This is a genomic window from Mycobacterium sp. NGS56, assembly GCF_059812425.1.
In genome coordinates, this window is sequence record NZ_JCALCQ010000010.1 from 48,962 (window position 1) to 73,258 (window position 24,297).

General features: G+C 68.7%; 24 protein-coding genes and 1 pseudogene. 12 read left to right on the forward strand and 13 right to left on the reverse strand.

The window, feature by feature from the left end:
* Positions 1 to 6: 6 nt before the first annotated feature.
* Together radA and AC5Y4F_RS20500 are read right to left on the reverse strand one after the other, a co-directional pair.
* Positions 7 to 1,443: a DNA repair protein RadA gene (radA, locus tag AC5Y4F_RS20495; RefSeq protein WP_499998170.1), complete on the reverse strand. Its 1,437-nt coding sequence runs from the start codon at positions 1,441 to 1,443 to the stop codon at positions 7 to 9.
* Positions 1,444 to 1,492: 49 nt separating this feature from the next.
* A complete protein-coding gene (locus AC5Y4F_RS20500) occupies positions 1,493 to 2,053 on the reverse strand; it encodes a copper chaperone PCu(A)C domain-containing protein (protein WP_067934133.1) in 561 nt (186 codons plus the stop codon).
* A 274-nt stretch (positions 2,054 to 2,327) separates the two neighbouring features.
* Here AC5Y4F_RS20500 and carD point away from each other — a divergent pair, with 274 nt between their 5' ends.
* Genes carD through AC5Y4F_RS20530 form a run of 6 tightly spaced genes read left to right on the forward strand, consistent with a single transcriptional unit; the run spans position 2,328 to position 7,395 of the window.
* Positions 2,328 to 2,816 carry an RNA polymerase-binding transcription factor CarD gene (carD, locus tag AC5Y4F_RS20505; protein WP_007166539.1) on the forward strand — a complete coding sequence of 163 codons (489 nt, stop codon included), beginning with the start codon at positions 2,328 to 2,330 and terminating at the stop codon, positions 2,814 to 2,816.
* A gap of 16 nt (positions 2,817 to 2,832) precedes the next feature.
* Positions 2,833 to 3,537: a 2-C-methyl-D-erythritol 4-phosphate cytidylyltransferase gene (gene ispD, locus AC5Y4F_RS20510; protein ID WP_067934131.1), complete on the forward strand. Its 705-nt coding sequence runs from the start codon at positions 2,833 to 2,835 to the stop codon at positions 3,535 to 3,537.
* The gene (gene ispF, locus AC5Y4F_RS20515) at positions 3,534 to 4,022 is read left to right on the forward strand and encodes a 2-C-methyl-D-erythritol 2,4-cyclodiphosphate synthase (protein WP_067934130.1); all 489 of its coding nucleotides are present in this window, start codon (positions 3,534 to 3,536) and stop codon (positions 4,020 to 4,022) included. The genes ispD and ispF overlap by 4 nt, the downstream gene beginning before the upstream one ends.
* Positions 4,023 to 4,071: 49 nt before the next feature.
* Positions 4,072 to 5,490, forward strand: a complete 1,419-nt coding sequence (gene cysS, locus AC5Y4F_RS20520; RefSeq protein WP_067934128.1) for a cysteine--tRNA ligase — start codon at positions 4,072 to 4,074, stop codon at positions 5,488 to 5,490.
* Entirely contained in the window at positions 5,491 to 6,423 is a 933-nt protein-coding gene (rlmB, locus tag AC5Y4F_RS20525; RefSeq protein ID WP_067934126.1) for a 23S rRNA (guanosine(2251)-2'-O)-methyltransferase RlmB, read from the forward strand.
* Positions 6,424 to 7,395 carry a glycerophosphodiester phosphodiesterase gene (locus AC5Y4F_RS20530; protein ID WP_499998178.1) on the forward strand — a complete coding sequence of 324 codons (972 nt, stop codon included), beginning with the start codon at positions 6,424 to 6,426 and terminating at the stop codon, positions 7,393 to 7,395.
* Here AC5Y4F_RS20530 and AC5Y4F_RS20535 read toward each other — a convergent pair.
* Positions 7,392 to 8,762, reverse strand: coding sequence for an FAD-dependent oxidoreductase (locus tag AC5Y4F_RS20535; RefSeq protein WP_499998180.1), 1,371 nt, complete (start codon positions 8,760 to 8,762; stop codon positions 7,392 to 7,394). The two genes, AC5Y4F_RS20530 and AC5Y4F_RS20535, sit on opposite strands and share 4 nt — an antisense overlap.
* Positions 8,763 to 8,973: 211 nt before the next feature.
* Between AC5Y4F_RS20535 and AC5Y4F_RS20540 the strand changes: the two genes are divergently transcribed.
* Entirely contained in the window at positions 8,974 to 11,613 is a 2,640-nt protein-coding gene (locus AC5Y4F_RS20540; protein WP_499998182.1) for a LuxR C-terminal-related transcriptional regulator, read from the forward strand.
* Here the strand turns inward: AC5Y4F_RS20540 and AC5Y4F_RS20545 are convergent.
* The 8 genes and pseudogenes from AC5Y4F_RS20545 to AC5Y4F_RS20580 all read right to left on the reverse strand — a co-directional run bounded on the left by AC5Y4F_RS20545 (position 11,610) and on the right by AC5Y4F_RS20580 (position 17,423).
* The gene (locus tag AC5Y4F_RS20545) at positions 11,610 to 12,851 is read right to left on the reverse strand and encodes an SLC13 family permease (RefSeq protein WP_499998184.1); all 1,242 of its coding nucleotides are present in this window, start codon (positions 12,849 to 12,851) and stop codon (positions 11,610 to 11,612) included. The two genes, AC5Y4F_RS20540 and AC5Y4F_RS20545, sit on opposite strands and share 4 nt — an antisense overlap.
* Positions 12,852 to 12,864: 13 nt before the next feature.
* Entirely contained in the window at positions 12,865 to 13,782 is a 918-nt protein-coding gene (locus AC5Y4F_RS20550; protein ID WP_499998186.1) for an MBL fold metallo-hydrolase, read from the reverse strand.
* Positions 13,782 to 14,540, reverse strand: a complete 759-nt coding sequence (locus AC5Y4F_RS20555) for a LamB/YcsF family protein (protein ID WP_499998188.1) — start codon at positions 14,538 to 14,540, stop codon at positions 13,782 to 13,784. The genes AC5Y4F_RS20550 and AC5Y4F_RS20555 overlap by 1 nt, the downstream gene beginning before the upstream one ends.
* Before the next feature lie 62 nt (positions 14,541 to 14,602).
* Positions 14,603 to 14,725 carry a hypothetical protein gene (locus AC5Y4F_RS20560; RefSeq protein ID WP_499998353.1) on the reverse strand — a complete coding sequence of 41 codons (123 nt, stop codon included), beginning with the start codon at positions 14,723 to 14,725 and terminating at the stop codon, positions 14,603 to 14,605.
* Positions 14,725 to 14,796: pseudogene (locus tag AC5Y4F_RS20565) on the reverse strand (hypothetical protein); the annotation flags it as partial. The pseudogene AC5Y4F_RS20565 and the gene AC5Y4F_RS20560, both read right to left, overlap by 1 nt.
* 28 nt (positions 14,797 to 14,824) lie before the next feature.
* The gene (locus AC5Y4F_RS20570; protein ID WP_499998189.1) at positions 14,825 to 15,685 is read right to left on the reverse strand and encodes a metal ABC transporter permease; all 861 of its coding nucleotides are present in this window, start codon (positions 15,683 to 15,685) and stop codon (positions 14,825 to 14,827) included.
* Positions 15,685 to 16,494, reverse strand: a complete 810-nt coding sequence (locus AC5Y4F_RS20575; protein WP_499998190.1) for a metal ABC transporter ATP-binding protein — start codon at positions 16,492 to 16,494, stop codon at positions 15,685 to 15,687. The genes AC5Y4F_RS20570 and AC5Y4F_RS20575 overlap by 1 nt, the downstream gene beginning before the upstream one ends.
* The gene (locus tag AC5Y4F_RS20580) at positions 16,491 to 17,423 is read right to left on the reverse strand and encodes a metal ABC transporter solute-binding protein, Zn/Mn family (protein WP_499998192.1); all 933 of its coding nucleotides are present in this window, start codon (positions 17,421 to 17,423) and stop codon (positions 16,491 to 16,493) included. Before AC5Y4F_RS20580 ends, AC5Y4F_RS20575 begins: the two co-directional genes overlap by 4 nt.
* A 126-nt stretch (positions 17,424 to 17,549) precedes the next feature.
* Here AC5Y4F_RS20580 and AC5Y4F_RS20585 point away from each other — a divergent pair, with 126 nt between their 5' ends.
* Positions 17,550 to 18,629, forward strand: a complete 1,080-nt coding sequence (locus AC5Y4F_RS20585) for an Rv3575c family transcriptional regulator (RefSeq protein WP_499998195.1) — start codon at positions 17,550 to 17,552, stop codon at positions 18,627 to 18,629.
* A gap of 6 nt (positions 18,630 to 18,635) precedes the next feature.
* Here the strand turns inward: AC5Y4F_RS20585 and kstR are convergent, their stop codons facing one another.
* The gene (gene kstR, locus AC5Y4F_RS20590; RefSeq protein ID WP_066867395.1) at positions 18,636 to 19,235 is read right to left on the reverse strand and encodes a cholesterol catabolism transcriptional regulator KstR; all 600 of its coding nucleotides are present in this window, start codon (positions 19,233 to 19,235) and stop codon (positions 18,636 to 18,638) included.
* Positions 19,236 to 19,578: 343 nt separating this feature from the next.
* On the opposite strand from kstR, the gene AC5Y4F_RS20595 reads away from it, so the two are divergent.
* From AC5Y4F_RS20595 to AC5Y4F_RS20605, 3 genes are all read left to right on the forward strand, one after another.
* Complete coding sequence (locus tag AC5Y4F_RS20595) at positions 19,579 to 21,702, forward strand: acyl-CoA dehydrogenase family protein (protein WP_067934106.1); 2,124 nt, start codon at positions 19,579 to 19,581, stop codon at positions 21,700 to 21,702.
* A 215-nt stretch (positions 21,703 to 21,917) separates the two neighbouring features.
* Complete coding sequence (locus AC5Y4F_RS20600) at positions 21,918 to 22,364, forward strand: hypothetical protein (RefSeq protein WP_067934104.1); 447 nt, start codon at positions 21,918 to 21,920, stop codon at positions 22,362 to 22,364.
* A 61-nt stretch (positions 22,365 to 22,425) separates the two neighbouring features.
* Positions 22,426 to 22,890: a lipoprotein LpqH gene (locus tag AC5Y4F_RS20605; RefSeq protein ID WP_067934102.1), complete on the forward strand. Its 465-nt coding sequence runs from the start codon at positions 22,426 to 22,428 to the stop codon at positions 22,888 to 22,890.
* Between the two features lie 208 nt (positions 22,891 to 23,098).
* Here the strand turns inward: AC5Y4F_RS20605 and AC5Y4F_RS20610 are convergent, their stop codons facing one another.
* Positions 23,099 to 23,410 carry a hypothetical protein gene (locus AC5Y4F_RS20610; protein ID WP_499998199.1) on the reverse strand — a complete coding sequence of 104 codons (312 nt, stop codon included), beginning with the start codon at positions 23,408 to 23,410 and terminating at the stop codon, positions 23,099 to 23,101.
* Between AC5Y4F_RS20610 and AC5Y4F_RS20615 the strand changes: the two genes are divergently transcribed.
* Positions 23,373 to 24,176: an MAP_0585 family protein gene (locus AC5Y4F_RS20615; RefSeq protein ID WP_499998201.1), complete on the forward strand. Its 804-nt coding sequence runs from the start codon at positions 23,373 to 23,375 to the stop codon at positions 24,174 to 24,176. The two genes, AC5Y4F_RS20610 and AC5Y4F_RS20615, sit on opposite strands and share 38 nt — an antisense overlap.
* Positions 24,177 to 24,297: the final 121 nt, after the last annotated feature.

The following is a 24,297-nucleotide window of genomic DNA, read 5'->3' on the forward strand; positions in this document are numbered from 1 at the left end:
AGAAGGTCATTCTTGCGGCCCAACGCGCCATGCGTCCAGAAATCGCAGGTTTGCGGGCGCGCCACCGCGGTGGTCGGCGATGTCGATCATGTGCGCCAGTGCGGCCACGATGGTGGGCGCGCGCAGCGCTCGCATCCCGGTCGGAACGATCTCGCGCCGGGGATCGTCCCCGTCCGGGATGAGCGCGACGGTGAAACCCTGTCGCGCGGCTTCGGACAGGCGCCGCTGCATTCCGCTGACGCGCCGGAGGTCTCCGGCCAATCCCACTTCGCCGATCATCACGGCCGTGGTGGGCAGCGGCAGGCCCGCGTACGCCGAAGCCAGCGCGACCGCGACCGCCAGGTCCGACGACGGATCGGTCAGCCGCATGCCACCGACCGTGGACAAGTAGATGTCGTTGGCGGCGACGGGCAACTTGGCGTGCTTTTCCAGGACCGCGGTGATCATCGCGGCCCGGGAGTGGTCGATGCCGCTGACGGCGCGCCGCGGTGAGCCCCCGGCCGGCGTGGCAAGCAGCGCCTGCACCTCGCCGATGAGCGGCCGCTTGCCGTCCAGTGTCACGGTGATCGCGGTGCCGGGAACCGGGGCGGGGCGCTGATCCAGGAACAGGTTCGACGGGTCGGCGACGCCCTCTATCCCGTTGTCGTGCAACAGGAAACACCCGACCTCATCGGCCGCCCCGAACCTGTTCTTGATCCCTCGGACCATGCGCAGCGAGCCGTTACGGTCACCTTCGAAGTGCAGCACCACATCAACCAGGTGCTCCAGGGAACGCGGCCCGGCGATCGCCCCGTCCTTGGTGACGTGTCCGACCAGGATCAGCGCCACCCCATTGGTTTTGGCCGCCGCGGTCAACGCCGCCGTCACCGCGCGCACCTGCGTGACGCCGCCGGCTACGCCGTCCGCCTCCGCGGTGGACATGGTCTGCACCGAGTCCACGATCACCAGCGCGGGCTTGACCGTCGCGATGTGCTCGAGCACGGCGTGCAAATCCGATTCGGCTGCCAAATAGAGTTCGTCGCCGCCGCAGCCGATGCGGTCGGCGCGCAGCCGGATCTGGCCCGCGGACTCCTCGCCGGAGACGTACAGCGCGCGGCGGCCCGACTGCGCGCAGCGATGCGCGACCTCGAGCAGCAGCGTCGACTTACCCACCCCGGGATCACCGGCCAGCAGGGTGACCGAGCCGGGCACCACGCCGCCGCCGAGCACCCGGTCGAGTTCGTCTACGCCCGTCGTACGGTGCCGGCTGGTGCTGGGCTCGATGGAAGTGATGGGCACGGCCTGCGAGGCCACCACCTGGCCGCTGCGACGGCCGGCGACCGCGGTGAGAACCGGGACCTCGTCAACGGTGCCCCAAGTGCCGCATTCCAGGCAGCGGCCGACCCATTTCGCGGTGACGTGCCGGCATTCCGAACACCGGTATTGGGAGCGCGCAGTTGCCACGCCATGACGGTATCGAGCCGGTACGACAAGCCCGCGTCACGACAGGCGCTTACCCCGCTTGGTTTTGCTGCGGAGGCATCAGCCCGGCCGAAATCGGCACGGCGACGGTGGCCTGACCGGCCTTCTCGAAATTGAAGGTGAAGTTGTAGGTGAGGCCGTTGGAGATCGGCTTCGCCAGATTGATGGTCGCTTTGGCCGCGGCGGTGTTGGAACCGACCGGTCCTGGCGCTACCTTCTGCCCCTCCGGCGTGCCGACGAACAGCGATCCGCCGGCCGGCAGTCGAGCGTCGCCGCTGACAGTCACCGTGCCGATGTCGCTGGTGATGCCGAGCAGCCTGTCGGGCGTAGTCGCGGACTGGTTGACAGCCACCAGCACCAGGTCCACGGTGCGTCCCGGCTGCAGATAGTCACCGGCCTGGCTGGCCTGGATCCGGATGTTGCGCAGCGCCACGTTGTTGAACGTGACCTTGTTGCCGTTGATGGCGGGCTCCTGGACCGCCATCTGCGAGACCTGACCGGCTCCGCAACCGCTCAGCAGGGCGGCCAGAACGGCCATCGCGCCGGCCATGGCGAGCGCGGGGAGGCCGAGTCGGATCTTGAAGCGGTTCACTCTGCCTCCTGCTGAGCCGGTTCGACTAAATGCAACTATGCACAGTAGTAGCTAGGTCTCGCGGGCGATACCGCGGGGCGCCAGACCAGCGCAGGAGCTGTTTGTAAGGCCGCCGCGGGGTGGGTCCGGGGGCGTTGGTAATGTGCAGCACTGCACGACTTGATCCGCATGTCAACCCCTAATCTGCGCGTGTTGTGCCCCTGACCTGCATCGTTGCTTCGCGCGTAGTTAGGTGGCCGTGTTAGGATGAAGTAACGAAAGGGGCTCGAATCAGATGATCTTCAAGGTCGGCGACACCGTTGTTTACCCGCATCACGGTGCTGCGTTAGTCGAGGCGATCGAAACCCGGACGATCAAAGGGGAGCAAAAAGAGTATCTCGTCTTGAAGGTGGCGCAGGGAGACCTCACAGTCCGAGTTCCCGCCGACAACGCTGAGTACGTGGGTGTCCGTGACGTCGTCGGACAAGAAGGTCTCGACAAGGTCTTCCAGGTGCTGCGCGCTCCGCACACCGAAGAGCCGACGAACTGGTCCCGCCGCTACAAGGCCAACCTCGAAAAGCTTGCCTCCGGCGATGTCAACAAGGTCGCCGAGGTAGTCCGCGATCTCTGGCGTCGCGACCAGGAGCGTGGTCTGTCGGCCGGCGAGAAGCGGATGCTGGCCAAGGCCCGCCAGATCCTGGTCGGTGAATTGGCGCTGGCCGAGAGCACCGACGACGCCAAGGCGGAGACCATCCTCGACGAGGTTCTGGCCGCCGCTTCCTGAAGGCCCTGACACTTCGGTGGCCCTGGAGACGGGCGCCTCAGGCAAAGTAGTCGCAGTCGTCCCCGCCGCAGGGTCGGGCGAACGACTGGCCGCAGGAATTCCCAAGGCATTTTGTTTGGTTGACGGCCGCACGTTGTTGCAGCGCGCCGTCAACGGTTTGCTGGAATCCGGGGTTGTCGATCACGTCGTGGTGGCGGTACCCGCCGACCGAATCGATGAGGCCAACCAGCTTTTGGATGAGCACGCCGGCGTCGGACGGGTCAGCGTCGTCGCTGGTGGACCCGATCGGACCGGGTCCGTCAACCTGGCCCTGGCGGCCCTGCCCGCGGCGTCTGAGTTCGTGCTGGTACACGACGCCGCGCGGGCGCTGACGCCCCCGGCCCTGATTACCCGCGTGGTGGAGGCGCTGCGGGCCGGTCACGACGCCGTGGTGCCCGCGCTACGCCTGCATGACACCATCAAGGCCGTGGACGCCAACGGGGTGGTCCTGGGGACTCCGGAGCGCGCCGGGCTACGCGCCGTGCAGACCCCGCAGGGCTTTGCGACCCAGTTGCTGTCGCGTGCCTACCGGGCCGGGGCCGGTATGCCCGGTTTCACCGACGACGCGTCGCTGGTCGAGCATGTCGGCGGCCAGGTTCAAGTCGTCGAGGGCGACCCGCTGGCATTCAAGATCACCACCCAGCTCGATTTGTTGCTGGCCGAGACCGTGGTGCGCGGGTGAACGCGCCAGATCCTTTTCCGCGGGTCGGACTGGGCGTCGACGTGCACCCGATCGAACCCGGACGGCCGTGCTGGCTGGTGGGTCTGCTTTTCGCCGACGCGGACGGTTGTGCGGGACATTCCGACGGCGACGTCGGGGCGCACGCGCTATGCGACGCGGTGTTGTCGGCGGCCGGGCTGGGCGACGTGGGCGCGGTGTTCGGGGTCGACGATCCGCGCTGGAAGGGTGTCAGTGGCGCTGACATGCTGCGCCATGTCGCGGATCTGGCGTCGCACCAAGGGTTTCGGATCGGCAACGCCGCGGTGCAGGTCATCGGCGACCGGCCGAAGGTGGGTCCACGCCGCGACGAGGCGCAACGGGTGCTGTCGGAATTGCTGGGCGCGCCGGTCTCGGTGTCGGCGACGACGACCGACGGGCTCGGGCTGACCGGACGTGGCGAGGGTCTCGCCGCCATCGCCACCGCGCTGGTAATCGCCGCCGGGTAAGCACGCGCAGCGCCGGACGCTGGGGAACTACCCGGTAAGCTGGCACGTCGTGACCGATCACGCCCGCTTGCGGCTACACGACACGGCAGCAGGTGCCGTGCGTGATTTCGTTCCGCTGCGCGAGGGGCACGTCTCCATCTACCTGTGTGGCGCCACCGTCCAGGGACTGCCGCACATCGGCCACGTCCGCAGCGGGGTGGCCTTCGACATCCTGCGCCGCTGGCTGATCGCCCGCGGCTGCGACGTCGCGTTCATCCGCAACGTGACCGACATCGAGGACAAGATCCTGGCCAAGGCCGCCGCGGCCGGCCGACCGTGGTGGGAGTGGGCGGCCACCTACGAGCGCGCATTTTCGGCCGCCTATGACGCCCTGGACGTCATGCCGCCGTCGGCCGAGCCGCGAGCCACCGGGCACATCACCCAAATGGTCGAGTTGATGGAACGCCTGATCGAAACCGGCCACGCGTACGCCTCGGCCGGCGACGTCTACTTCGACGTGCTCAGCTACCCGCAATACGGCCAACTGTCCGGGCACAAGATCGACGACGTCCATCAGGGCGAGGGCGCGGCGACCGGCAAGCGCGACCAGCGCGACTTCACCCTGTGGAAGGGTGAAAAGCCCGGCGAGCCGTCGTGGCCCTCACCGTGGGGCCGCGGACGCCCGGGTTGGCACCTGGAATGCTCGGCGATGGCGCGGACCTACCTGGGTCCGGAATTCGACATCCATTGCGGCGGAATGGACCTGGTCTTCCCGCATCACGAGAACGAGATCGCGCAGAGCCGCGCCGCGGGCGATCGATTCGCCCGCTACTGGCTGCATAACGGCTGGGTGACGATGGGCGGCGAGAAGATGAGCAAATCGCTGGGCAACGTGCTGGCGATACCGGCGTTGTTGCAGCGCGTGCGCCCCGCCGAACTGCGCTACTACCTGGGCAGCGCCCACTACCGGTCGATGCTGGAATTCTCCGACAATGCCCTGCAGGACGCGGTGAAAGCCTATGTCGGCCTTGAGGAGTTCCTGCACCGCGTGCGGGTGCGGGTGGGCGGCGTCGAGCCGGGCCAGTGGACGCGAAAGTTCGCCGACGCCCTCAACGACGACCTCGCCGTGCCGGCCGCGCTGGCCGAAGTGCACCAGGCCCGCGCGGAAGGCAACCGCGCGCTGGATTCCGGCGACCACGAAGGCGCACTGCAACACGCGCGCGCGATCCGCGCGATGCTGGGCATCTTGGGTTGCGACCCCCTCGACGAGCGCTGGGAGACCCGCGACGAAACGTCGGCGGCGCTGGCCGCGGTCGACGTGCTCGTCCAGGGGGAGCTGGAGAATCGGCAGAAAGCACGCGAGGAACGCAACTGGGCGCTCGCCGACCAGATCCGCGATCGGCTCAAGCAGGCCGGCATCGAGGTCACCGATACCGCCGACGGGCCGCAGTGGGAGCTTTTGGCCCACGAGGAAAAGCGCGACAAGTAGATGGCGGGGAACTCGCGCCGCCGTGGGGCTATACGCAAACAGGGCACCAAGAAGGGCCCAACCGTGGGTTCGGGAGGCCAGCGTCGCCGCGGTCTGGAGGGACGCGGCCCCACCCCGCCGGCGCATATGCGCCCCAACCATCCGGCCGCCAAGCGCGCAAAGGCCCAAGCGCGCCGGCCGGCACGGGGCCGAACCGACGAATCCGAGACCGTGCTCGGCCGCAACCCGGTGCTCGAATGCCTGCGGGCCGGGGTGCCGGCAACCGCGCTGTACGTGGCGCTGGGCACCGAAGCGGATGAACGCGTGACCGAATCCGTCACCCGCGCAGCAGATTCGGGCATTTCCATCCTCGAGGTTCCGCGCACCGATCTGGATCGGATGACGAGCAATCACCTGCATCAGGGGATCGCGTTGCAGGTGCCGCCATACGACTACGCCCACCCCGACGATCTGGTCGCCGCCGCGATCGCCTCGCCGCCGGCGCTGCTGGTCGCGCTGGACAACATCTCCGACCCCCGTAACCTGGGTGCCATCGTGCGTTCGGTGGCGGCATTCGGGGGCCACGGGGTGCTGATCCCGCAACGGCGATCCGCGTCGGTGACGGCCGTTGCCTGGCGCACCAGCGCCGGGGCGGCGGCCCGCATCCCGGTGGCGCGCGCCACGAATTTAAATAGGACACTGGCGGATTGGGCCGAGCGCGGGCTGCGGGTGGTCGGCCTGGACGCCGGCGGCGACACCGCGCTCGACGATCTCGACGGCACCGACCCGCTGGTGGTCGTCGTTGGCTCGGAAGGCAAGGGACTGTCCCGTTTGGTGCGGCAGAACTGCGACGAAGTCGTCTCCATTCCGATGGCTGGAAACACCGAATCGCTGAACGCGTCCGTGGCCGCCGGGGTGGTGCTCGCCGAAATCACGCGCCAGCGAAGGGGGTAGGTGATCGCCCGCCTCGCCGCAGCCCTGCTGGCGCTGGCGCTGCTACTCGCATCGCCGGCATTCGCGCAGGCGCCGGATTTCGATCTTCAGGCACACCGCGGGGGACGCGGTGAAACCACCGAGGAGTCGTTGCGCGCGTCCGGCAAGTCGATCGAATTGGGCATCAGCACACTCGAACTCGACATCAACATCACCCGGGACGGGCAACCGCTCGTGTGGCACGATCCGACCATTGACGCCGAAAAGTGCGCCGACACCGGACCGGCATTCCCTGGCGACCCGGCATATCCCTACGTCGGCAAGCTGGTACACGAACTGATCATGGCGCAGATTCGCACCCTCGACTGCGGAAAGCGGCTCGATGCGTTTCCCGACGCCGAAGTGGTGCGGGGCAACAAGATAGCAACGCTGCCGCAGGTGTTCGCGCTCGCCGACTCCTATCGCGCCGAGGCGATCCGCTACAACATCGAAACCAAGGTGGAGGCCGGTCAACCGGGCACGTCCGCCGAACCGCAGGAGTTCGTCGACGTGATACTGGCCGCGGTCCGATCCGCGGGCAAGGTCGACCGCGTGGAGATCCAGAGCTTCGACTGGCGGACCCTGCCGTTGGTGCGCGGCGTCGAACCGTCGATTCCGTTGGTGGCCCTGTACGACGGACGGACCTGGGCGGCGGGCTCCCCGTGGCTCGCCGGCGAGAACCCCGCCCTCATCGGTGATCCCCTGCTCGGCGCGCGCATGGTGGGTGCCAGCGTCGCCGCACCGGACTACCGGCTCGTCACTGACAAGCCCTACGTCGACCACGCACATGCCTTGGGGCTCAAGGTGATTCCTTGGACAGTGAACGACGACGCCGCCATGCGTCAGCAAATCGGTTACGGCGTCGACGGCATCATCACCGACTTCCCGGCCCGGTTGCGCGGCGTGCTCGCCGAACTCGGGATGCCGTTGCCGCCCGCCTACAGGCGAGGCTAACGGGCTACGCTACCGGCCAGGTCTTCGTCCGTGCGCACCTGATGGTCGTCGCCGCCGCGCGGTCGGCGGCGGTTGGCCAGGGCGGCCCGCCACATCATGCCCGGACGCAGCAACCGGGTAGCGGGATCGATGAGCGCGGTGACTTTGACGAAGCGATCGACCGCGACGGTGTCGTATTCGATTGCGGTGAATATGCGGTCGATGTACCTGTTGAGCAGCCGGGTGAAAAGCGGTGGCGTGCCCTCGATTTCGGGTAGACATAGGTCCGGGTTGGCCGACAGCTCCCACGCCTGCCGAATCGGCACCGCGGCGGCCCGGAAGAATCGCCGCGCCAAATCCCGTGTGCCGGCGGCCAAGCAGTCACGCAGCGCCACTCCCTCCAGCGCGGCAACCGTCATGCCCTGACCGTAGATCGGGTTGAAGCTGCAGATCGCGTCGCCCATGACCAGCAGGCCTTCGGGGAAGCGTCGGATCTTGTCGTAGCGGCGCCATTGGCTGGACGGCTGACCGTGCCGGGTGGGCTCCCCGACGGGTTCGGCGGCCAGCACCGCGGCCAGCAGCGGGGGCGGCACGCAGTCCCACACGAATTCGCACATCGATATCAGGTCTATCGACGCCGGAGCGTGGTTCGCGACGCCGAAAACGGTGAACATCCAGGTGTCGTTCTCCGCGCGCAGCATGCCCAGCCCGCGCGGCCGGCCCGGCACCGGCCCGACGACGAAACCTAATTCGTGCAGCGCATCCGGTGCCATGCGCAGGCATTGGCTCGCATAAGTCAGGTGCACCGGCACATGGACCTCGGGCGGGCGCTCGTAGCCCAGGGCGGTCAGCCACGCCGGCGTCCGGGCGCTTCGCCCGGTGGCGTCGAGCACCAGGTCCGCGCTCAGCGTGATGTCTTCGCGGGTCCGGCGGCTGGCAACCCGGACGCCGGTGACGCGGTGGCGGTCCGCCGTCGTGGTCGGCTCCACGATGTCGTGCTCATCGAGCAGCGTGACGTTGGCGATGCGGCGCAGGCGCGAGCGGACGTGTTCCTCGAGGAATGGCCGCGTTGCGAGATACGCAGAGAACGAGGGGGCGCCGCCGGTGCGCACCATAAGGTGCCCGCCCAAGTTGTAGTACAGCCGCGAGAGGTCGCGGCCATCCAGGTAATTCGCGCCGTTGCCCGCCATCTCGTCTAGGAGGCCGGGGAACAACTGCTCGAGCACCTGACCGCCGCGTGGCAGCAGGGCGTGGAGGTGGCGACCCTGCGGCACGCCCCGGCGAGCGGCGGCGGTCTCGGGAGAAATGTCGGGCAGCGGATCGCGCTCCACCACCGTGACCGTGTGGAAGAACTCGGAGAGCGTTCGCGCGGCCACCAGACCGGCCATGCTCGCTCCCAGTACCACTGCGTGATTTCCGACCTTTGCCATAGCCCACCGCCTATCTCGAGCGCCTATCTGACAAAAGCCATGCTCACGGTCCGAAAACGGGTTCGACAGCGTAGTGGACTACGTAATTGCTACGGGGCGGCTACACATGAGGCCGCCGAAACACGGCAAAGCCTCGCGTTCGACGCTCGCGCGCCGTTATAGTCGCCGAGTGATCGGCGCCGAGCCGCTGACCGGGCGTGAGAGCGAATGGGGGATTATTCGCCGCGCCCTGAGTCCGGGCGGCAACCATAGGGGCGTGGTGATCGCCGGAGCCGCCGGAGTGGGCAAGACCTGGCTCGCCCACGAAGCGCTGCGGCGCGCCGAGGCGGCCGGCGAGCGGACCAGGTGGATCGTCGGCACCGACTCGGCGCAGGCGCTGCCCCTCGGGGCGTTCATCGGCGTGATGACGGAGGCGATGAACGAGGCGCAACCGGATCCGCTGACCGATGTGCGACGAGTGATCAATTCATTTGTCGCCCAGCAGCGTCAGCGTCGCGTGGTGGTGGGGATCGATGATGCGCACCTGCTGGACGGATTGTCCGCGCTCGTCGTGCACCAGCTGGCGCAGTCCGGTGGGGTCCGGCTGGTGGTCACCGTCCGCAGCGGCAGCGACGAGCCCGACGCGGTGACGGCGCTGTGGAAAGACGGGCTGTTGGAAAGGCTTGACCTCAAACCCTTTTCGGCCATTCAGACGCGCGAAGTCATCGAAAGCAAGCTGGACGGTCCGGTCGATGCGCGCAGCGCGACCCGGTTCCAGAAGTTGACCGGGGGTAACGCGCTATTCCTGCGGCAGCTGGTGGCCGACCAGGTGGCCGCAGGCCGGATGCGCAAAACGGCCGGGGTATGGATGTGGGACGGCGACGTTGCGGTCTCGGCGAGCCTGTCCGACACGGTAGGCCGCCAGATGGGTCGGCTCAGCCCGGAGATGGCGATGGTGATCGACACGTTGTCGCAGTGCGAGCCGCTGGCCGTGGAGGTGCTGTGCGATTTGGCCCGGCGCAGCGACGTGGCGGCCGCCGAGCGGATGGGGTTGGTGAACATCGAACGTACCGGCGCCGGGTTGACCGCAAGGCTCGCCCATCCGCTGTTCGGCGAGCTGCGCCGCGCGGGCGCCGGCGAACTGTACCTGTCGGAAATCCGGGGCAGGTTGGCGACGCGGCTGGGCAAGGACCCCGACGCCGACGTGCAGGCCACCGTGCGGCGCGCATTGCTGCGTCTCGAGTCCGACCTCGATCCCGACCCCGCGCTGTACCTGGAAGCGGCACAGCATGCGATGACCCTGTTGGATCTCGATCTGGCCGACCGGTTCGCCACCGCCGCCGCTCAGGCCGGTGCGCCCGGGGCGGCCGGAGTGCGGGCCATGAACCTGGCGCTACTTGGGCGGGGGGAGCAGGCCGAGGCGGCGCTGCGCGAGATGGCCGACGCTGACCTGCCCGACGGCCGGCATTGGGCGACGGTGCGGGCGGCCAACCTGATCTGGCATCTCTTCAACCCCAAAGCCGCGGCCGAGATCCTCGACGGCCTAGCGGCGCTCGACGAGACCCCGGCCCAGCGAGCGCAGCGGTTGGCGGTTCAGGCGTGCCTTGATGCGGTGGCGGCGCGCTGTGCGGCCGCGGCCGCGAATGCCCGGGCGGCCCTGGCTTTTCCCGAACTGCCCGGTTTCCACGCGATGATGGCGTCGCTGGCGCTGATCATGGCCATGGGCGCGCTGGGTCAGGTCGATGAGCTCGCCGACTTGGCCGAGCAGACGCTGCGGCGGGCGATGACCTCGTTTCAGGCATCCCATATGCGGTTCTGGTTCGGCGCCGTCTATGGGCGTGCCTGCCGGTTGACCGGTCGGATCGACGAATTTGTCAGCACGGCGCGGCAACTGGCCGATTCGTCCCGTGACATTCCGGGCCTGGCGTATGCGAACCTCGCCCTACTGACGGGCAACGCCGAGCTGGCTCGCGGCTCCGTCGCCGAGGCGGCCCGCCTGGTGCACGAGGCGGTGGCCGGGGTGCAGATTCACTACGTGACGACGGGTTTGCGCCCGGCGAGCTACTTCGCCTTGGCCGAGGCGCACGCCAAGCTCGGGCAGGCCGGCGATGCGAATGAGGCGGTCGCCGCGGCGCGCTCGTGCGTGCCGGCCGACTTTCTGTTCATGCACACCGGCCTGTCATTGGCCGACGGGTGGGCGATGGCGGCCAGCGGGCGGTTGGTCGAGGCCGTGGCATGCGTGACGGGGGCGGCGCGGCTTGCCCGCGATCGCGGCCAGCCCACGCATGAACTGGCCTGCATCCAGGCGGCGGCGCAGTGGGGTGACGGCTCACAGGCGGTGCGGGCGCGGGAGCTGGCCGACGCGTTGGCGTTGCCACTTTCCGCTGCCGTCGCATCGCACGCGGAAGCGTTATCGGCCGGGGACGGTGAGGGCCTGCTGGCGGCCTCGGCGGCCTATCGGGGGATCGGTGATCGGGTCGCGGCCGCCGATGCGGCGGCGCAGGCGTCGGTGGTGTTCCAGGAACGTCAACACCGGCGCCGCGGGTTGTACGCCGCGGCATTGGCTCGGGAATTGGCCGACGATTGCGGTGGCTTGCACACGCCCGCGCTGCACACCCCGACGGGCCTGAAGTTGTCCGGCAGGCAGCGCGATGTCGTCGAACTCGTGGTGGCCGGCCTGTCCAACCGCGAGATCGCCGAGAAGCTGGTGATGTCAGTACGCACCGTGGAGGGCCACGTGTACCGGGCCTGCCAGCGGGTGGGGGCGCAGTCGCGCGAGGAGTTGGCGTCGATCATCCGTTCGGGCCCCTGCGGCCCGCCTGCGCCCTAGAGACCTAACAGCCACGCCGACGCCCACAACGCGAGCACCGCAACCACCAGCGAGGCGGGCACGGTGCACACGCCGAGGCGGGTGTATTCCCCGACGCCGGCTTCGACGGCATGCTGCCGCAACACCCGCCGCCACAACAGGTTCGACAGCGAACCGACGTAGGTCAGGTTAGGGCCGATGTTCACTCCGACCAGCACCGCCAAGACCGCCACCGGCCCGCTCGGCGCAACCAACGGCAGCAGCACCAGTGTCGCGGGCAGGTTGTTGATGATGTTGGCCAGCACGGCGGCTGTCACGGCGATGGCGAGCAAAGCGGGCAGGCCCGAGCCCGACGGCAGCACCGCCGACATCGCCCGCTCCATCCCGTTGATCATGACCGCACGCACCACGACACCCAGCGCCGGCACGAACACCAGGAACGACACATTCGCCGAGCGCACGATGTCGCGGACGGAGGTGTGCCGGTGCCGCAGGCTACGCACGGCGAGCACCGCCGCGCCACAGAACGCCACCCAGGCCGGGGCGACCCCCACGGACTGGGCGACCCCGAACCCGGCGAGCGTCAGCGCCACGACCGCCAACACGAACACCGGTGGGCGTGGCGGAGCACCCGCCCGCTCCGGGTCCGGCTGCACCCGCAGGTCCTCGGCGAAAAACCACCGGAAGATCAGGTAGAGGACAGCCACCGCGCCCACCCACGGCGCCGCCATCGCCAGCGTGAACCGGGTGAACGAGATGTGGGCCGTGTGAAAGGCCAGCAGGTTGGTCAGGTTCGACACCGGCAGCAGCAGCGAGGCGCCGTTGGCCAGATGCGCGGTGGCGTAGGCGTACGGTCGCACCCGGGCGCGTTCTCGCCGAGCGGCCGCCAGTACCACCGGGGTCAGCAACACCACGGCCGCGTCCAGGCTCAGCACCGCGGTGATCACCGAGGCGATGACGAACACCCGCCGCAGCAGGGCGCCCGACCCGACTCGCCCCCGCGTGATCACCGCGCCGGCAGCTTCGAACAAGCCCTCGTCGTCGCACAGCTTGGCCAGCACCAGCACCGCGCCCAGGAATGCCACAACGCCGGACAGCTCGGCGATCTGTTTCGACGCCTGGTTGATCGAGATCGCGCCGGTCGCGATCAGGATCAGGGCCGCCGGGACCGCCGCCAGCGCCTCGGGCCAGCCGCGGGGGCGCGCCACGGCGAACGCCAGGACAACAGCAAGCAGCAACAGCGCGAGCGTCAGGGCCAACGTGTGAACCGCTTCACTTCCAAGGGTTTTCGCGCCGCCACACCGTGGGCAGGTGAACGGCGACACTGTCGCGGGCGGCAAGCTCGTCGAGGATGCCGATGGATACATCCAAGTCGTCACCGGCATAGGGCAAGGTGCGCAACGGTTTTGTCAACGGGCGGAAGAAGTCGTCCCAGTGAATGAGGATCACCCGGCGAGCCCCCACAGCGCGCACGGTCTCGTTCCAGTAGTCGACCAGGTACGGCCGCGGCTGCAGCCCTAGCTGCCCGACCGACAGGTAGACAGCGTCGGTGTGCTGGCCGGTCAGGGCGCCCTTGACGAAGCCGGCACTGCCCTGGATCAGCAGTCGGTGGCCCGTCGGACGGTGGCACACCAGCGTCGACCAGGACTCCCCGCAGCGATACGCCGACGCCTTTACCGGCGGGGTCACCGGTTCGTCGATGACGCCGGGAAACCTGTCGGGCGGGCAGTGGTGCGATTCGATCAGGGTGACGTCGTAGGCGCCCAACCGAATCGGCTCGCCGTTGACCGCGACGACGATCCGGTTCTCGGCCAACCCGTACCCGCGCCCGACATTGGCCGCCGACTGCCCGCCGACCAGCTGCGCGCCGGTGCGGTCGGCGACCAGCGCGGAGTCCAGAACGTGATCGACGTGGGTGTGCACCGGTATGACCGCCGCGAGCCGCGAGACCTTCGCCCGCGCAAGGCATCCGTCGACACGTGCGGGCGAGGGCGCCACCTTGCCGGCCGCGACTTTGGCCAGGCTCGGCCGGGAGAAGTAGCCGTCGGTCATCAATGCCGACGAGCCGTCATCGATCAGCAGGGTGGCCACACCCATCCAGGTCACCGAGAGCGCGCCGGGCTCGGCGGCGGGCGCGTCGAACCGGTCCGCGAATCGGGCGATATCGGGGCGACCGAGTTTGAGCCGCATCAGCAGAAGGCCGCGATCTCGACGCCGGCTGCCACGAGGCTGTCGCGAACGGCGGTGGCGATCTGTACCGCTCCCGGCGAATCGCCATGCACACAAAGTGATTCCGCTTTCAAAGTGAGCCGGGTCCCGTCGATCGCGGCGACCTGTCCCGAGGTGACCAGGGTTGTCACCCGGGCGGCGATCGCCGCGGGGTCGTGCAGGACCGCGCCCTGCTCACGACGGGACACCAGCCGGCCGTCCGGCCGGTACGCGCGGTCGGCGAAAGCCTCTGCGACGGTGCGTAATTCGCGGCGGCTGGCTTCTTCGAAAAATGCCGAGCCCGCCATGCCCAGCACCGGAAGCCCGGCATCCACCAGGCGCACCGCCTCGGCCACGGCGGCCGCCTGTTCGGTGTGGGTGACGATCGCGTTGTACAGCGCGCCATGCGGTTTGACGTAGGACACGGCGGTACCGGCCGCGTGGGCTATCGCCTGAAGCGCGCCGATCTGATACACCACTTCGGCCATGAGTTCCCCGGCGGCGACGTCAATGAAGCGCCTGCCGAACCCGGCCAGATCGCGGTAGCTCACCTGCGCTCCGATCCGGACCCCACGCCGGGCAGCCGACCGGCAGACCTGCAGCAGGCCCGCAGGGTCGCCGGCATGAAAACCGCACGCGACGTTGGCGCTCGTGACGATGCCGAGCATGGCATCGTCGTCACCCAGGCGCCAGACGCCGAAGCTTTCGCCCAAGTCGGCGTTGAGGTCGATCACGGCCACCCGCCCAGCTTATGGGGGCGCCCGTGCGGCGACCTAGGCCAGGACGGGGTGCGGGCGTCCGGCTACTGCCGGGCGACCTTGGCGGCGATCTGGTCGGTGAGGTCGACCGCAGCGCCGCCGGGCAAGAGCCGCACGTGGCGACGTCGACGACGACGTTGTTGCGCACCGTCAGTGCCCGCTGGCATGCCCAGCCGTTGCTGGCTTCCTGTACTTCGGACGTGCTCAAAGTGCCGCCGACCTTGTGGGTATCGCCCACCGTCCACGCGATTTCGGGCTTGTCCGGCTTAGGCCGCAGCCTCTCGTCGGCGTCCGATCGACCAGCAGACCAGATAGATCAGAAACGAGATGCCGGCGACGAAGACCGACACCGGCACGCCGGGCGCCAGCGACAGCACCAGCCCGCCCACGGCGGACACCTCGGCAAACACCACAGAGGTCACCATCGCCGCCGCGGGCGAGGCGACCACCCGGGCCGCCGCGGCCGCCGGAGTGATCAACAACGACATCACCAGCAGCGCCCCGACGATCTGCACCGCCTGGGCCGCCACCACGCCGACCAGGGCGGCGAACACGATGCCCAGCGGATAGACGGGCACACCGCGCGCCGCGGCGACGTCGGGATCGACGGTGGCGAACAGCAGCGGGCGGTAACACGTCGCCAGCACGGCGATGACGAGCAGGCAGACCAGCGCCAGCATGGTCAGGCCGGTGTAGCCGACCCCGACGATCTGGCCGGTCAGCAGGGCGAAGCTGGTGGAGGTGCGGCCCGGGTAGAGATGAATGAACAACACCGCCAGGCCCAACCCGAACGCCAGGACCACGCCGATCACCGCATCGCGCTCCCGGTCGCGGCGCCCCAGCACGCCGAACAGCGCCGCGGCAAGGGCGCTACCGACGAGCGCGCCCACCCCCACGCCGAAGCCGACCAACAGCGCGAAAGCGGCGCCGGTCAGCGACAATTCGCTCGAACCGTGCACGGCGAACGACATCTGCCGCATGACGATGAACGGCCCGATCAACCCGGCCACCAGCCCCAGCAGGGCGGCCGCCACCAGCGCCCGCTGCACGAAGTCATGGCCGAGTAGGTGGGCGGTGATGTCGAAGGTGAGCAGATTGCCCAGCAAGCCCTCGAGCCGATGCTCCATCAGCAATGCCCGTCGTCGCGGGCGCCGGCAACCACGTAGCCGTCCTTGACCTTCACCACTTGGATGTCCGATTGATACAGCGCCGAGAGTGTCTGGCTGGTCATCACCTGCTCGACGGTGCCGATCTCGAACCGGCCGTCGACCAGATACAGCAGACGGTCCACGTACGGCAGGATCGGGTTGATCTCGTGGGTGACGACGATGACCGTGGTCGCGGTGTCCTGTCGGTGCCGTTCGATCAGCGCCGACACCAGCTTGGCATTGGCGGGGTCCAGCGTCAGCAGCGGCTCGTCGCACAGCAACAGCAGTGGGTCGCCGACCAACGCCTGGGCGATGCGCACCCGCTGCAACTCCCCGCCAGACATCATTCCGACCCGGACGTCGGCCAGGTGTTCGCCGTTGACCTGGCGCAGCGCCTTCCGGACGGCCGCGCGGCGGCGTGCCCGTTCGGCGGACCGCAGCGGGAAGGCACCCCAGCGAGGCCCGTCGATGCCCAGTCGAACCAGGTCGCGCCCGCGCAGCATCACGTCGGCGTCCATCGGATGGTGTTGGGGCACATAGCCGATGCGCCCGCTGCCCGAGGTGATCGGCTTGCCGTCCACCAGCCCGGCCCCGGCGCTCAGTCTCAGCTGCCCGAGCAGCACCTTGAGCAGCGACGTCTTGCCGCTACCGTTCGGTCCGAGCACCGCGATGAACTCGCCGCGCGCCACCGACAGATCCAGGTGATCCCACAGCACGCGGTCGCCGAACGACAGTCGCGCGTCGCGCAGCGACACGGTCTCGAGGGCCGGGACGGGTTCGAGGGTCATGACCGTACGGGCCGTCCCGATTGCAGCGCGGACTGTAACTGGGTGACCGTATTGCGTTGCCAGGCCAGGTAATCCGTGCCCTGGGCCAAAGTTTCGGGTACGTCGGCGACCGGCACACCGGCGCGCCGGGCGGCGTCACGCAGGCCGTTGATCGCGGTCGTGGCGGTCTGCGGATTTACCAGCACCGCCGACACCTGACGCCGGCTGATCAGGTCAAGAACCATGGCCATATCCGCGGGCGCGGGATCGGTCTCGTTCTCGATGGCCGCCTCGAACGCGGGCGGGGCACGGTTGATCAAGCCCGCCGCCTTCAGCAGGTAGAACGCGACCGGTTCGGTCGCGACCACCGAGGCGTTGGGGTACCTGGCCGCGATTGCGTGTTCGGCGCCGGCGATGGAGTCGGCACCACGGCCGAACATGGCGGCGTTGGCCCGATAGTCGGCGGCGTTGCCCGGGTCGATCGTCGCGAGGCGGTCGGCGATAGTGGCGGCAACCGATTTGGCGACGGTCAGGTCGTAGAAGACGTGCTCGTTGCGGGGTTGGCCATTGGTCTCAAAGGAGTAGGCGATCACCGGCTCGGCGTCGCGGTGATGGGCCAGCACGTCGTCGACCCAGCCGTCATAACCGCCGCCGTTGTAGACCACCAGTGGGGCGTCGGCGATCGCGGCGACGTCGGCCGGGCTGACCTCGTAGGAATGCGGGTCGATGTCCGCCCCGCTGAGAATGGATTTGACGGCGGCATGGCGGCCGGTGACGGCACGCGCCACGCTGCCCCACACGTCGGTGGAGGCGACGACGGACATCGCGCGGGAGTGCGCCGTAGCGCCGCAGCCGGAAAGCAGCGCGCCGGTCAGAACCAGGGCGGCCGCCAGCCATCGTGTCGCATCGGCGGTCCCGGCCGTAGCCGTTCGCTGCCGCGTCAGTGCCATGCGCGTCCGAATTCCTCCCGCCGGCCAGTCAGCCGATCCACCATACTAATGAAAACCGTTTCCATTACAAAGCCGCAAGCTGAAGCGCATACCCGGGGCCGCCGGTCCGCTGTAACCTCACCGAACGTGAGCCCCCCACCGCGCCGGCGCGCGACTCTGGCGTCGCTGGCCGAAGAGCTCAACGTTTCGCGCACGACGATTTCGAACGCCTTCAACCGGCCCGATCAGCTCTCCGGGGACCTGCGTGAGCGGGTGCTCGCGACGGCCAAGCGGCTGGGCTACGCCGGCCCCGACCCGGTTGCACGGTCGTTGCGGACCCGCAAGGCCGGCGCCGTCGCTCTAGTGATGGCCGAGCCGCTGACCTACTTCTTCAGTGACCCCGCCGCGCGGGACTTCGTCACCGGGGTGGCGCAGTCCTGCGAAGCGCTGGGGCAGGGGCTGCTGCTGGTGGCCGTCGGGCCCAGCCGCAGCCTCAAAGACGGGACCGCGGCTGTGCTTTCGGCCGGCGTGGACGGCTTCGTGGTGTATTCGGTGTGCGACGAAGACCCCTACCTGCAGGTGGTGCTGCAACGGCGACTGCCGGTGGTGGTGGTCGACCAACCCAAGGGGTTGGCAGGCGCTTCGCGGGTGGGCATCGACGACCGCGCCGCGATGCGCGAGCTTGCCGACTACGTTCTGGGCCTCGGACATCGCGAGATCGGGCTGCTGACCATGCGACTGGGCCGGGACCGACGCCAGGGCCTGGTGGACCCCGACCGCTTGCGTTCGCCCGCCTTCGACGTGCAACGCGAGCGCATCATCGGCGTGTGGGAGGCGATGACGGCCGCCCGCATCGACCCGGATTCTTTGACCGTGGTGGAAAGCTACGAGCACCTGCCCGAATCGGGCGGCGCGGCCGCCAAGGCGGCCCTGGAAACCAACCCGCGGATCACCGCGCTGATGTGCACCGCCGACATCCTGGCCTTGTCCGCGATGGATTATCTGCGGGCGCATGGCATCTACGTGCCCGGGCAGATGACCGTCACCGGTTTCGACGGCGTACCCGACGCCATCAGCCGGGGCCTGACCACGGTGTCGCAACCCAGCCTGCAGAAGGGCTGCCGGGCGGCGGAGCTGTTGTTGAAACCGCCGCGATCGGGTCTGCCGGCCGTCGAACTCTTGGACACCGAGCTGATCCGCGGGCGCACCGCCGGTGCGCCGGCGTGAGCCGGACTACTTGGAGTCTTGGTCGCCGATCAGCAACCGCACGGCCAGGTCCAGCCGCTTGCTGACGTCGGTGGCCGAGGCCCGGCGGGTGAGCCACGCCAACAGGTTCGACAGCCACACGTCCGAGATCACCCGGGCGATGTGGTACTGGTCCTCGGTCGGCTCGCCGTCGGCCATCGCGCGCGCGAACATCGAATCGATGAGCTTTTCGACCTGGTCGACCTCACTGGCCGCGGACGCGTCGGCGAACACGTAGGCGCGCGTCATCGCCTCCGTCAGCAGGGGATTGCGCTGCATCGCCCGGTTCAGCTTGCCCACCATGAAGTTGAGTCGCTGAAACGGTGTGCCGCCCGTCATGGCAGAGCGGTCCGTCTTGGCGTCGATGCGACTGAACTCGCGGCCCAGCGCCGACACCAACAGGTGCACCTTCGACGGGAAATACCGATACAGCGTCCCCACGGCGACATCGGCGCGATCGGCCACCGCCCGCATTTGAACCGCCTCGTAGCCCCCCTTGGAAGCGATGGCCATGGTGGCATCGAGGATGCGCTTGCGGCGTTCCCGCTGTGCCTCCGACCCCAGTTCGGACTCCGCCAATACCGCCACGTTCATGACCTCGCGCGGCTGCGAGTCAGAAACGCGGCTCGGATTTGCGTTGGCTGGCATGTGACGGTTTGCTCCTGTTCCTGGCGGTTCGCTTGCAAACGATACGCATTCTGCGTGTGAATTTCCCACCTCCATACCGCCGCGGACAAGCGCTGTGCTGCTGTGATGGCGTTCGACTTGACGGTCGATCACTGGCACTATTAGAACACGTTCTAGTCTCCGAAGAGCGGGTTGCGTGCCAACACGTGATGGGGAGGTACCCGCTTGGCGGGCAGATCGCACAATCAGGACAGGGGTCCAACCCTTGTCACGTCGAGACTCATGGACGCGGAGGTCCTCTCAGGTGGTAGCGACCGTCACCGACGAGCAGTTTGCCGCGCGAGCCCTGGTGCGCGACTGGGCCCGCAATTCGACGGCCGGGCCCGGCGGAACCGCGGCGATCCGCGACGTGGAGCAGGGCAAGTCCGACGCGTGGCGGCCGGTGTTCGCCCGGCTGGCGGAACTGGGGATCTTCGGCGTCGCGATCCCGGAGGAGTTCGGCGGGGCGGACGGCAGCATCGAAGACCTGTGCGCGATGGTCGAGGAAGCGGCGAAAGCGCTGATCCCCGGGCCGGTCGCGACGACGGCGCTGGCCACGTTGGTTGTCTGCGATCCCGAGTTGTTGGGTGCCCTGGCCTCCGGTGAACGCTTCGCCGGCCTGGCGCTGGAAGGTGACATCGAGTTCGACCAGGCGACGTCCAAAGCTTCGGGCACCGTGGCGTTCGCTTTGGGTGTGGCCGACGGCGCCGTGCTGTTGGCGCCGGCCGGCGAGAAGTGGCTGCTGATCGACACCGGCGGCCCGGGGGTACAGATCGAGCCCCTGCGAGCGAGCGACTTTTCCCGGCCGTTGGCCCGGGTGGCGCTGAACTCGGCTCCGGCCACCGTGGTATCGGACACCGGCGAACGCGTCGAGCGGCTGGCCGCCACGGTGCTGGCGTTCGAGGCGGCCGGCATCACCCGGTGGTCACTGGAGACCGCCGTCGACTACGCCAAGGTCCGCGAGCAGTTCGGCAAGCCGATCGGCAGCTTCCAGGCCATCAAGCACATGTGCGCCGAGATGCTGTGCCGCGCCGAGCAGGCCGAGGTGGCCGCCGCCGATGCCGCACGCGCCGCCGCGGAGGGCGACGAATCCCAGTTCGCCATCGCCGCGGCCCTGGCCGCGAGCACCGGCATCGCTTCGGTGAAGGCGAATGTCAAGGATTGCATCCAGGTGCTTGGCGGCATCGGCTGCACCTGGGAGCACGATGCCCATCTCTACCTGCGTCGCGCGCACGCCATCGCGCGCTTCCTGGGCGGGGCCGAGCCCTGGCTGCGCCGCATCACCGCGCTGACCCAAGCGGGCGTGCGCCGCCGGCTGGGTATCGACCTGAGCGAGGTCGAGGACCAACGCCCGAACATCGCCGCCGCCGCCGCCCAGATCGGCGGCCTGCCCGAGGAGAAGCGGCAGGCGGCGCTGGCCGACGCGGGCCTGCAGGCGCCGCACTGGCCGGCGCCCTACGGGCGCGGCGCGGGACCGGCCGAGCAGTTGTTGATCGATCAGGAGCTGGCGGCGGCCGGCGTGGTACGCCCCGACCTGGTGATCGGGTGGTGGGCCGCACCCACGATCCTCGAGCACGGCACGCCGGAACAGGTCGAGCGTTTCGTGCCTGGCACCATGCGCGGCGAATTCCTCTGGTGTCAGCTGTTTTCCGAGCCCGGGGCCGGCTCGGACCTGGCGTCGCTGCGCACCAAGGCGGTCCGGACCGACGGCGGCTGGCACCTGACGGGACAGAAGGTGTGGACGTCGGCGGCGCAGAAGGCGAAGTGGGGAGTGTGCCTGGCGCGCACAGATCCGGATGCGCCGAAACACAAAGGCATTACCTACTTCCTGGTGGACATGGGCTCGCCGGGAATCGAGATCCGCCCGCTGCGCGAAATCACCGGCGACTCGTTGTTCAACGAGGTGTTCCTGGACAACGTGTTCGTTCCCGACGAACTGGTCGTCGGCCAGGTGAACGACGGCTGGCGGCTGGCCCGCACCACGCTGGCCAACGAGCGGGTCGCAATGGCGAATGGAACCGCGCTCGGCAACCCGATGGAGGAGCTGCTCGAGCTGCTGACCGAGCGGGACCTCGACGCGGCGGAGCAAGATCGGCTGGGACGGTTGATCGTCGCCGCGCAGACCGGCGCGTTGCTGGATCAGCGGATCGCTCAGCTGGCCGTCGGCGGACAAGACCCGGGGGCGCAGTCCAGTGTGCGCAAGCTCATCGGTGTCCGCTACCGCCAGGCGCTGGCCGAGTACACGATGGACGTGTCCGAGGGCGGCGGCTTGGTGCACAACCAGGCCGTGTTCGATTTCCTTAACACCCGCTGCCTGACCATCGCGGGTGGCACTGAGCAGATCCTGCTGACCGTCGCCGCCGAGCGCCTTCTTGGCCTGCCCCGCTAGCACGGCATTCGGCCACCCGTTGCCCGATCGCCGTCCTCGACGGCCGATAGCGGGTTGCGCCGAACCCGTTAGGCGAAAAGTGTAGGGAAATCCCTAATTGAGACGGTTCGGCGCGCGGCCTTAGCTTATAGCGACCGCTACGGCGATGGTTGCTTCATCGGAAGACTGCGGGCACGCCCGCATGTCGCAGCGGGCTGCGCATCGAAAGGGGCGTCATGCCAACGGATTCGGCTTACCGCAACATGAATGCTGACTCTCGCCGGTGGCGACACGTCAGCGCGACGCCACGGCCCAGCGCCCTGGCCGGCTTGCTGGCGGCCATTGCCGTAGCGATGAGCGCTGCCCCGCCGGCCATGTTGCCCGCCGCCAAGGCCGACCCGGCGCAACATACCGTCGTGTACCGGATCCTCGGCGGCGGCGACGTCTTCTCCGTCATTCCGGACCCGGGCACCCCGGTGTATCCGGCGAGCACCACAACCTGGGTTTCGGTCCCGTGGTCCCAGACCGTGCAGGTGACCGGAAGCCCATACCTGGCATTGAACTACACCGACAAAACCGGCGGCCCGCACGACTGCTCGATCCAGGTGGACGGCCAGCCCGTCGCGCTCACCGAACACACGACCGGTAGGTGCGCTTACCAAATCCCCGGCCCGACGCAGTAATTCATCGGGTTGCCGAGCGGGGTCGCGAACGGTGGACATCCCCACATGAAGGAGATCAGCGGTGAAGCGTCAGATCATCGTCGGTGTAGCCGGCCTGGCCATCGTAATCGCCAGTGGCGCCGGCTGTTCGGGCAATAAGTCGAACCCGCAAGCGTCGAACCCGGCGGCGCAGGCCGCCGGACCGCAGGTGATTGTGGACGGCAAGAACCAGAACGTCAGCGGTCCGGTCACCTGCAAACCGGTCGGCGACAACATCAGCATCGGCATTGGCGACCCCACCAAAGGCGTCGGGGCAGTCGTCAGCAAGGACAACCCGCCGATCGTTCACGCGGTCGGACTAGGCAACGTCGACGGCATCACGCTCGGCTTCTCTGATGCCGCAAAGGGGCAGGGCGGCAACGCCGGAGCCGCGGTGGGCGACAACGCTATTCAGATCAAGGGCACGGCAACCGGTGCCGATGTGAGCGACCCCCACAATCCGAAGCCGGTAACCAAACCATTCGAGATGGACGTGACCTGTCCATAGCGCAGGCCGGCGGAATCGTTCGGACCAAATCCCGAGAGGGGACGCAACCGATGTCTATCAAACGTCTCGCCGCGGCGGCGGCAGTCGCGAGCGGCCTGGGCATCTCCGTAACGGCTGTCAACGGGGGCTTCGCGAACTCCGCGCCGCTGGACCCGCCATGCCCCAGCTGGCAACAGGGCTGCTCCGGGAACCCCGGCCCCAATCCCGGTTACGGGGGCACCGGCACGGTGCCGACCGCCCCCGCGCCGCACACCACTGCGGCGCCGCACACCACGGCGCCGCCGCAGAACACGTGGCAGTCGACGCCGCCGCCCACCACGGCGCCGCCGCAGAGCACGTGGCAGTCGACGCCGCCGCCCACCACGGCGCCGCCGCAGAGCACATGGCAGTCGACGCCGCCGCCGCGCACGACGCAAGCGCCCAGCACGCCGCCACCGGCCTCGAGCACGTGGCAGCAGCCGCCGAACAGTACGACGGCCCCGATGCCGACGCAATGCCCCAATTGGGACAAAAACTGCACGCCGGCGCCCGGCCCCAGCCCGAGTTCCGGTTATGGGGGCTCGGGTACGACGCCGCCGAACAACACCTCGCCCAGCTCCTGGCAGCAGGCGCCGAACAACACGCCGCCGAGTTCCTGGCAGGCACCGGCGAACGGCTCGACGTCACCGATGCCGACGGTGTGTCCCGCCTGGTACAAGAACTGCACCCCGGCCCCCAACCCCGGACCCGGTTACGGGGGCTCGGGCTCCACGCCGCCGAACGGCGCACCGTGGGGCGGCGCGACCCCGACCACGGGGGCACCGTGGGGCGGTACTACCAACCAGCCGGGCGAGCACAATTCATACCCGCCCAGGCCGCCGCGCCCAATCCTCAACGCGCCCTGGACCCAGCCTCCTCACCCGCCGTACTACCCGCCGCCCCCGCCCATCCAACGACCCACTGGAGAGATTGGCGGCCCCACCAACGTGCCGGGTGGTGGTTACTGGGTCCCGGGCCAGGGAGCGCCACCACCGCCGCCACCGAATGGCTACGGGTGGAGCAATGGCCCGGCCCCTGGCGCGCCCCCGCCCAACTGGGAAGGCCCGCCGCCCGCGGGTGGCTGGAACGGGCCGCCGCCTGCCGGTGGCTGGAACCAACCCTGGCAGGGGGCACCGGTTGATGCGTCCTACGGGCAGAACTATTTCTCACCGTTCACGTACAACACCTATACCGTCGTTCCGGTTTTCAACCCGGACTACGGGGGTTTCGGTTACTGGTTCTTCGGCACTTGGATACCGCTGTACTAACGGCGCAGACGGCCGAGCCGGGGGCACCAATTCGGGTGTCCCCGCGCCCAGCTTTAATTGTTCAGAATCAATAATCCGCAAAGATAATCGCAGTTTGCCCCGACCGCGTGCGAGCTTCCAG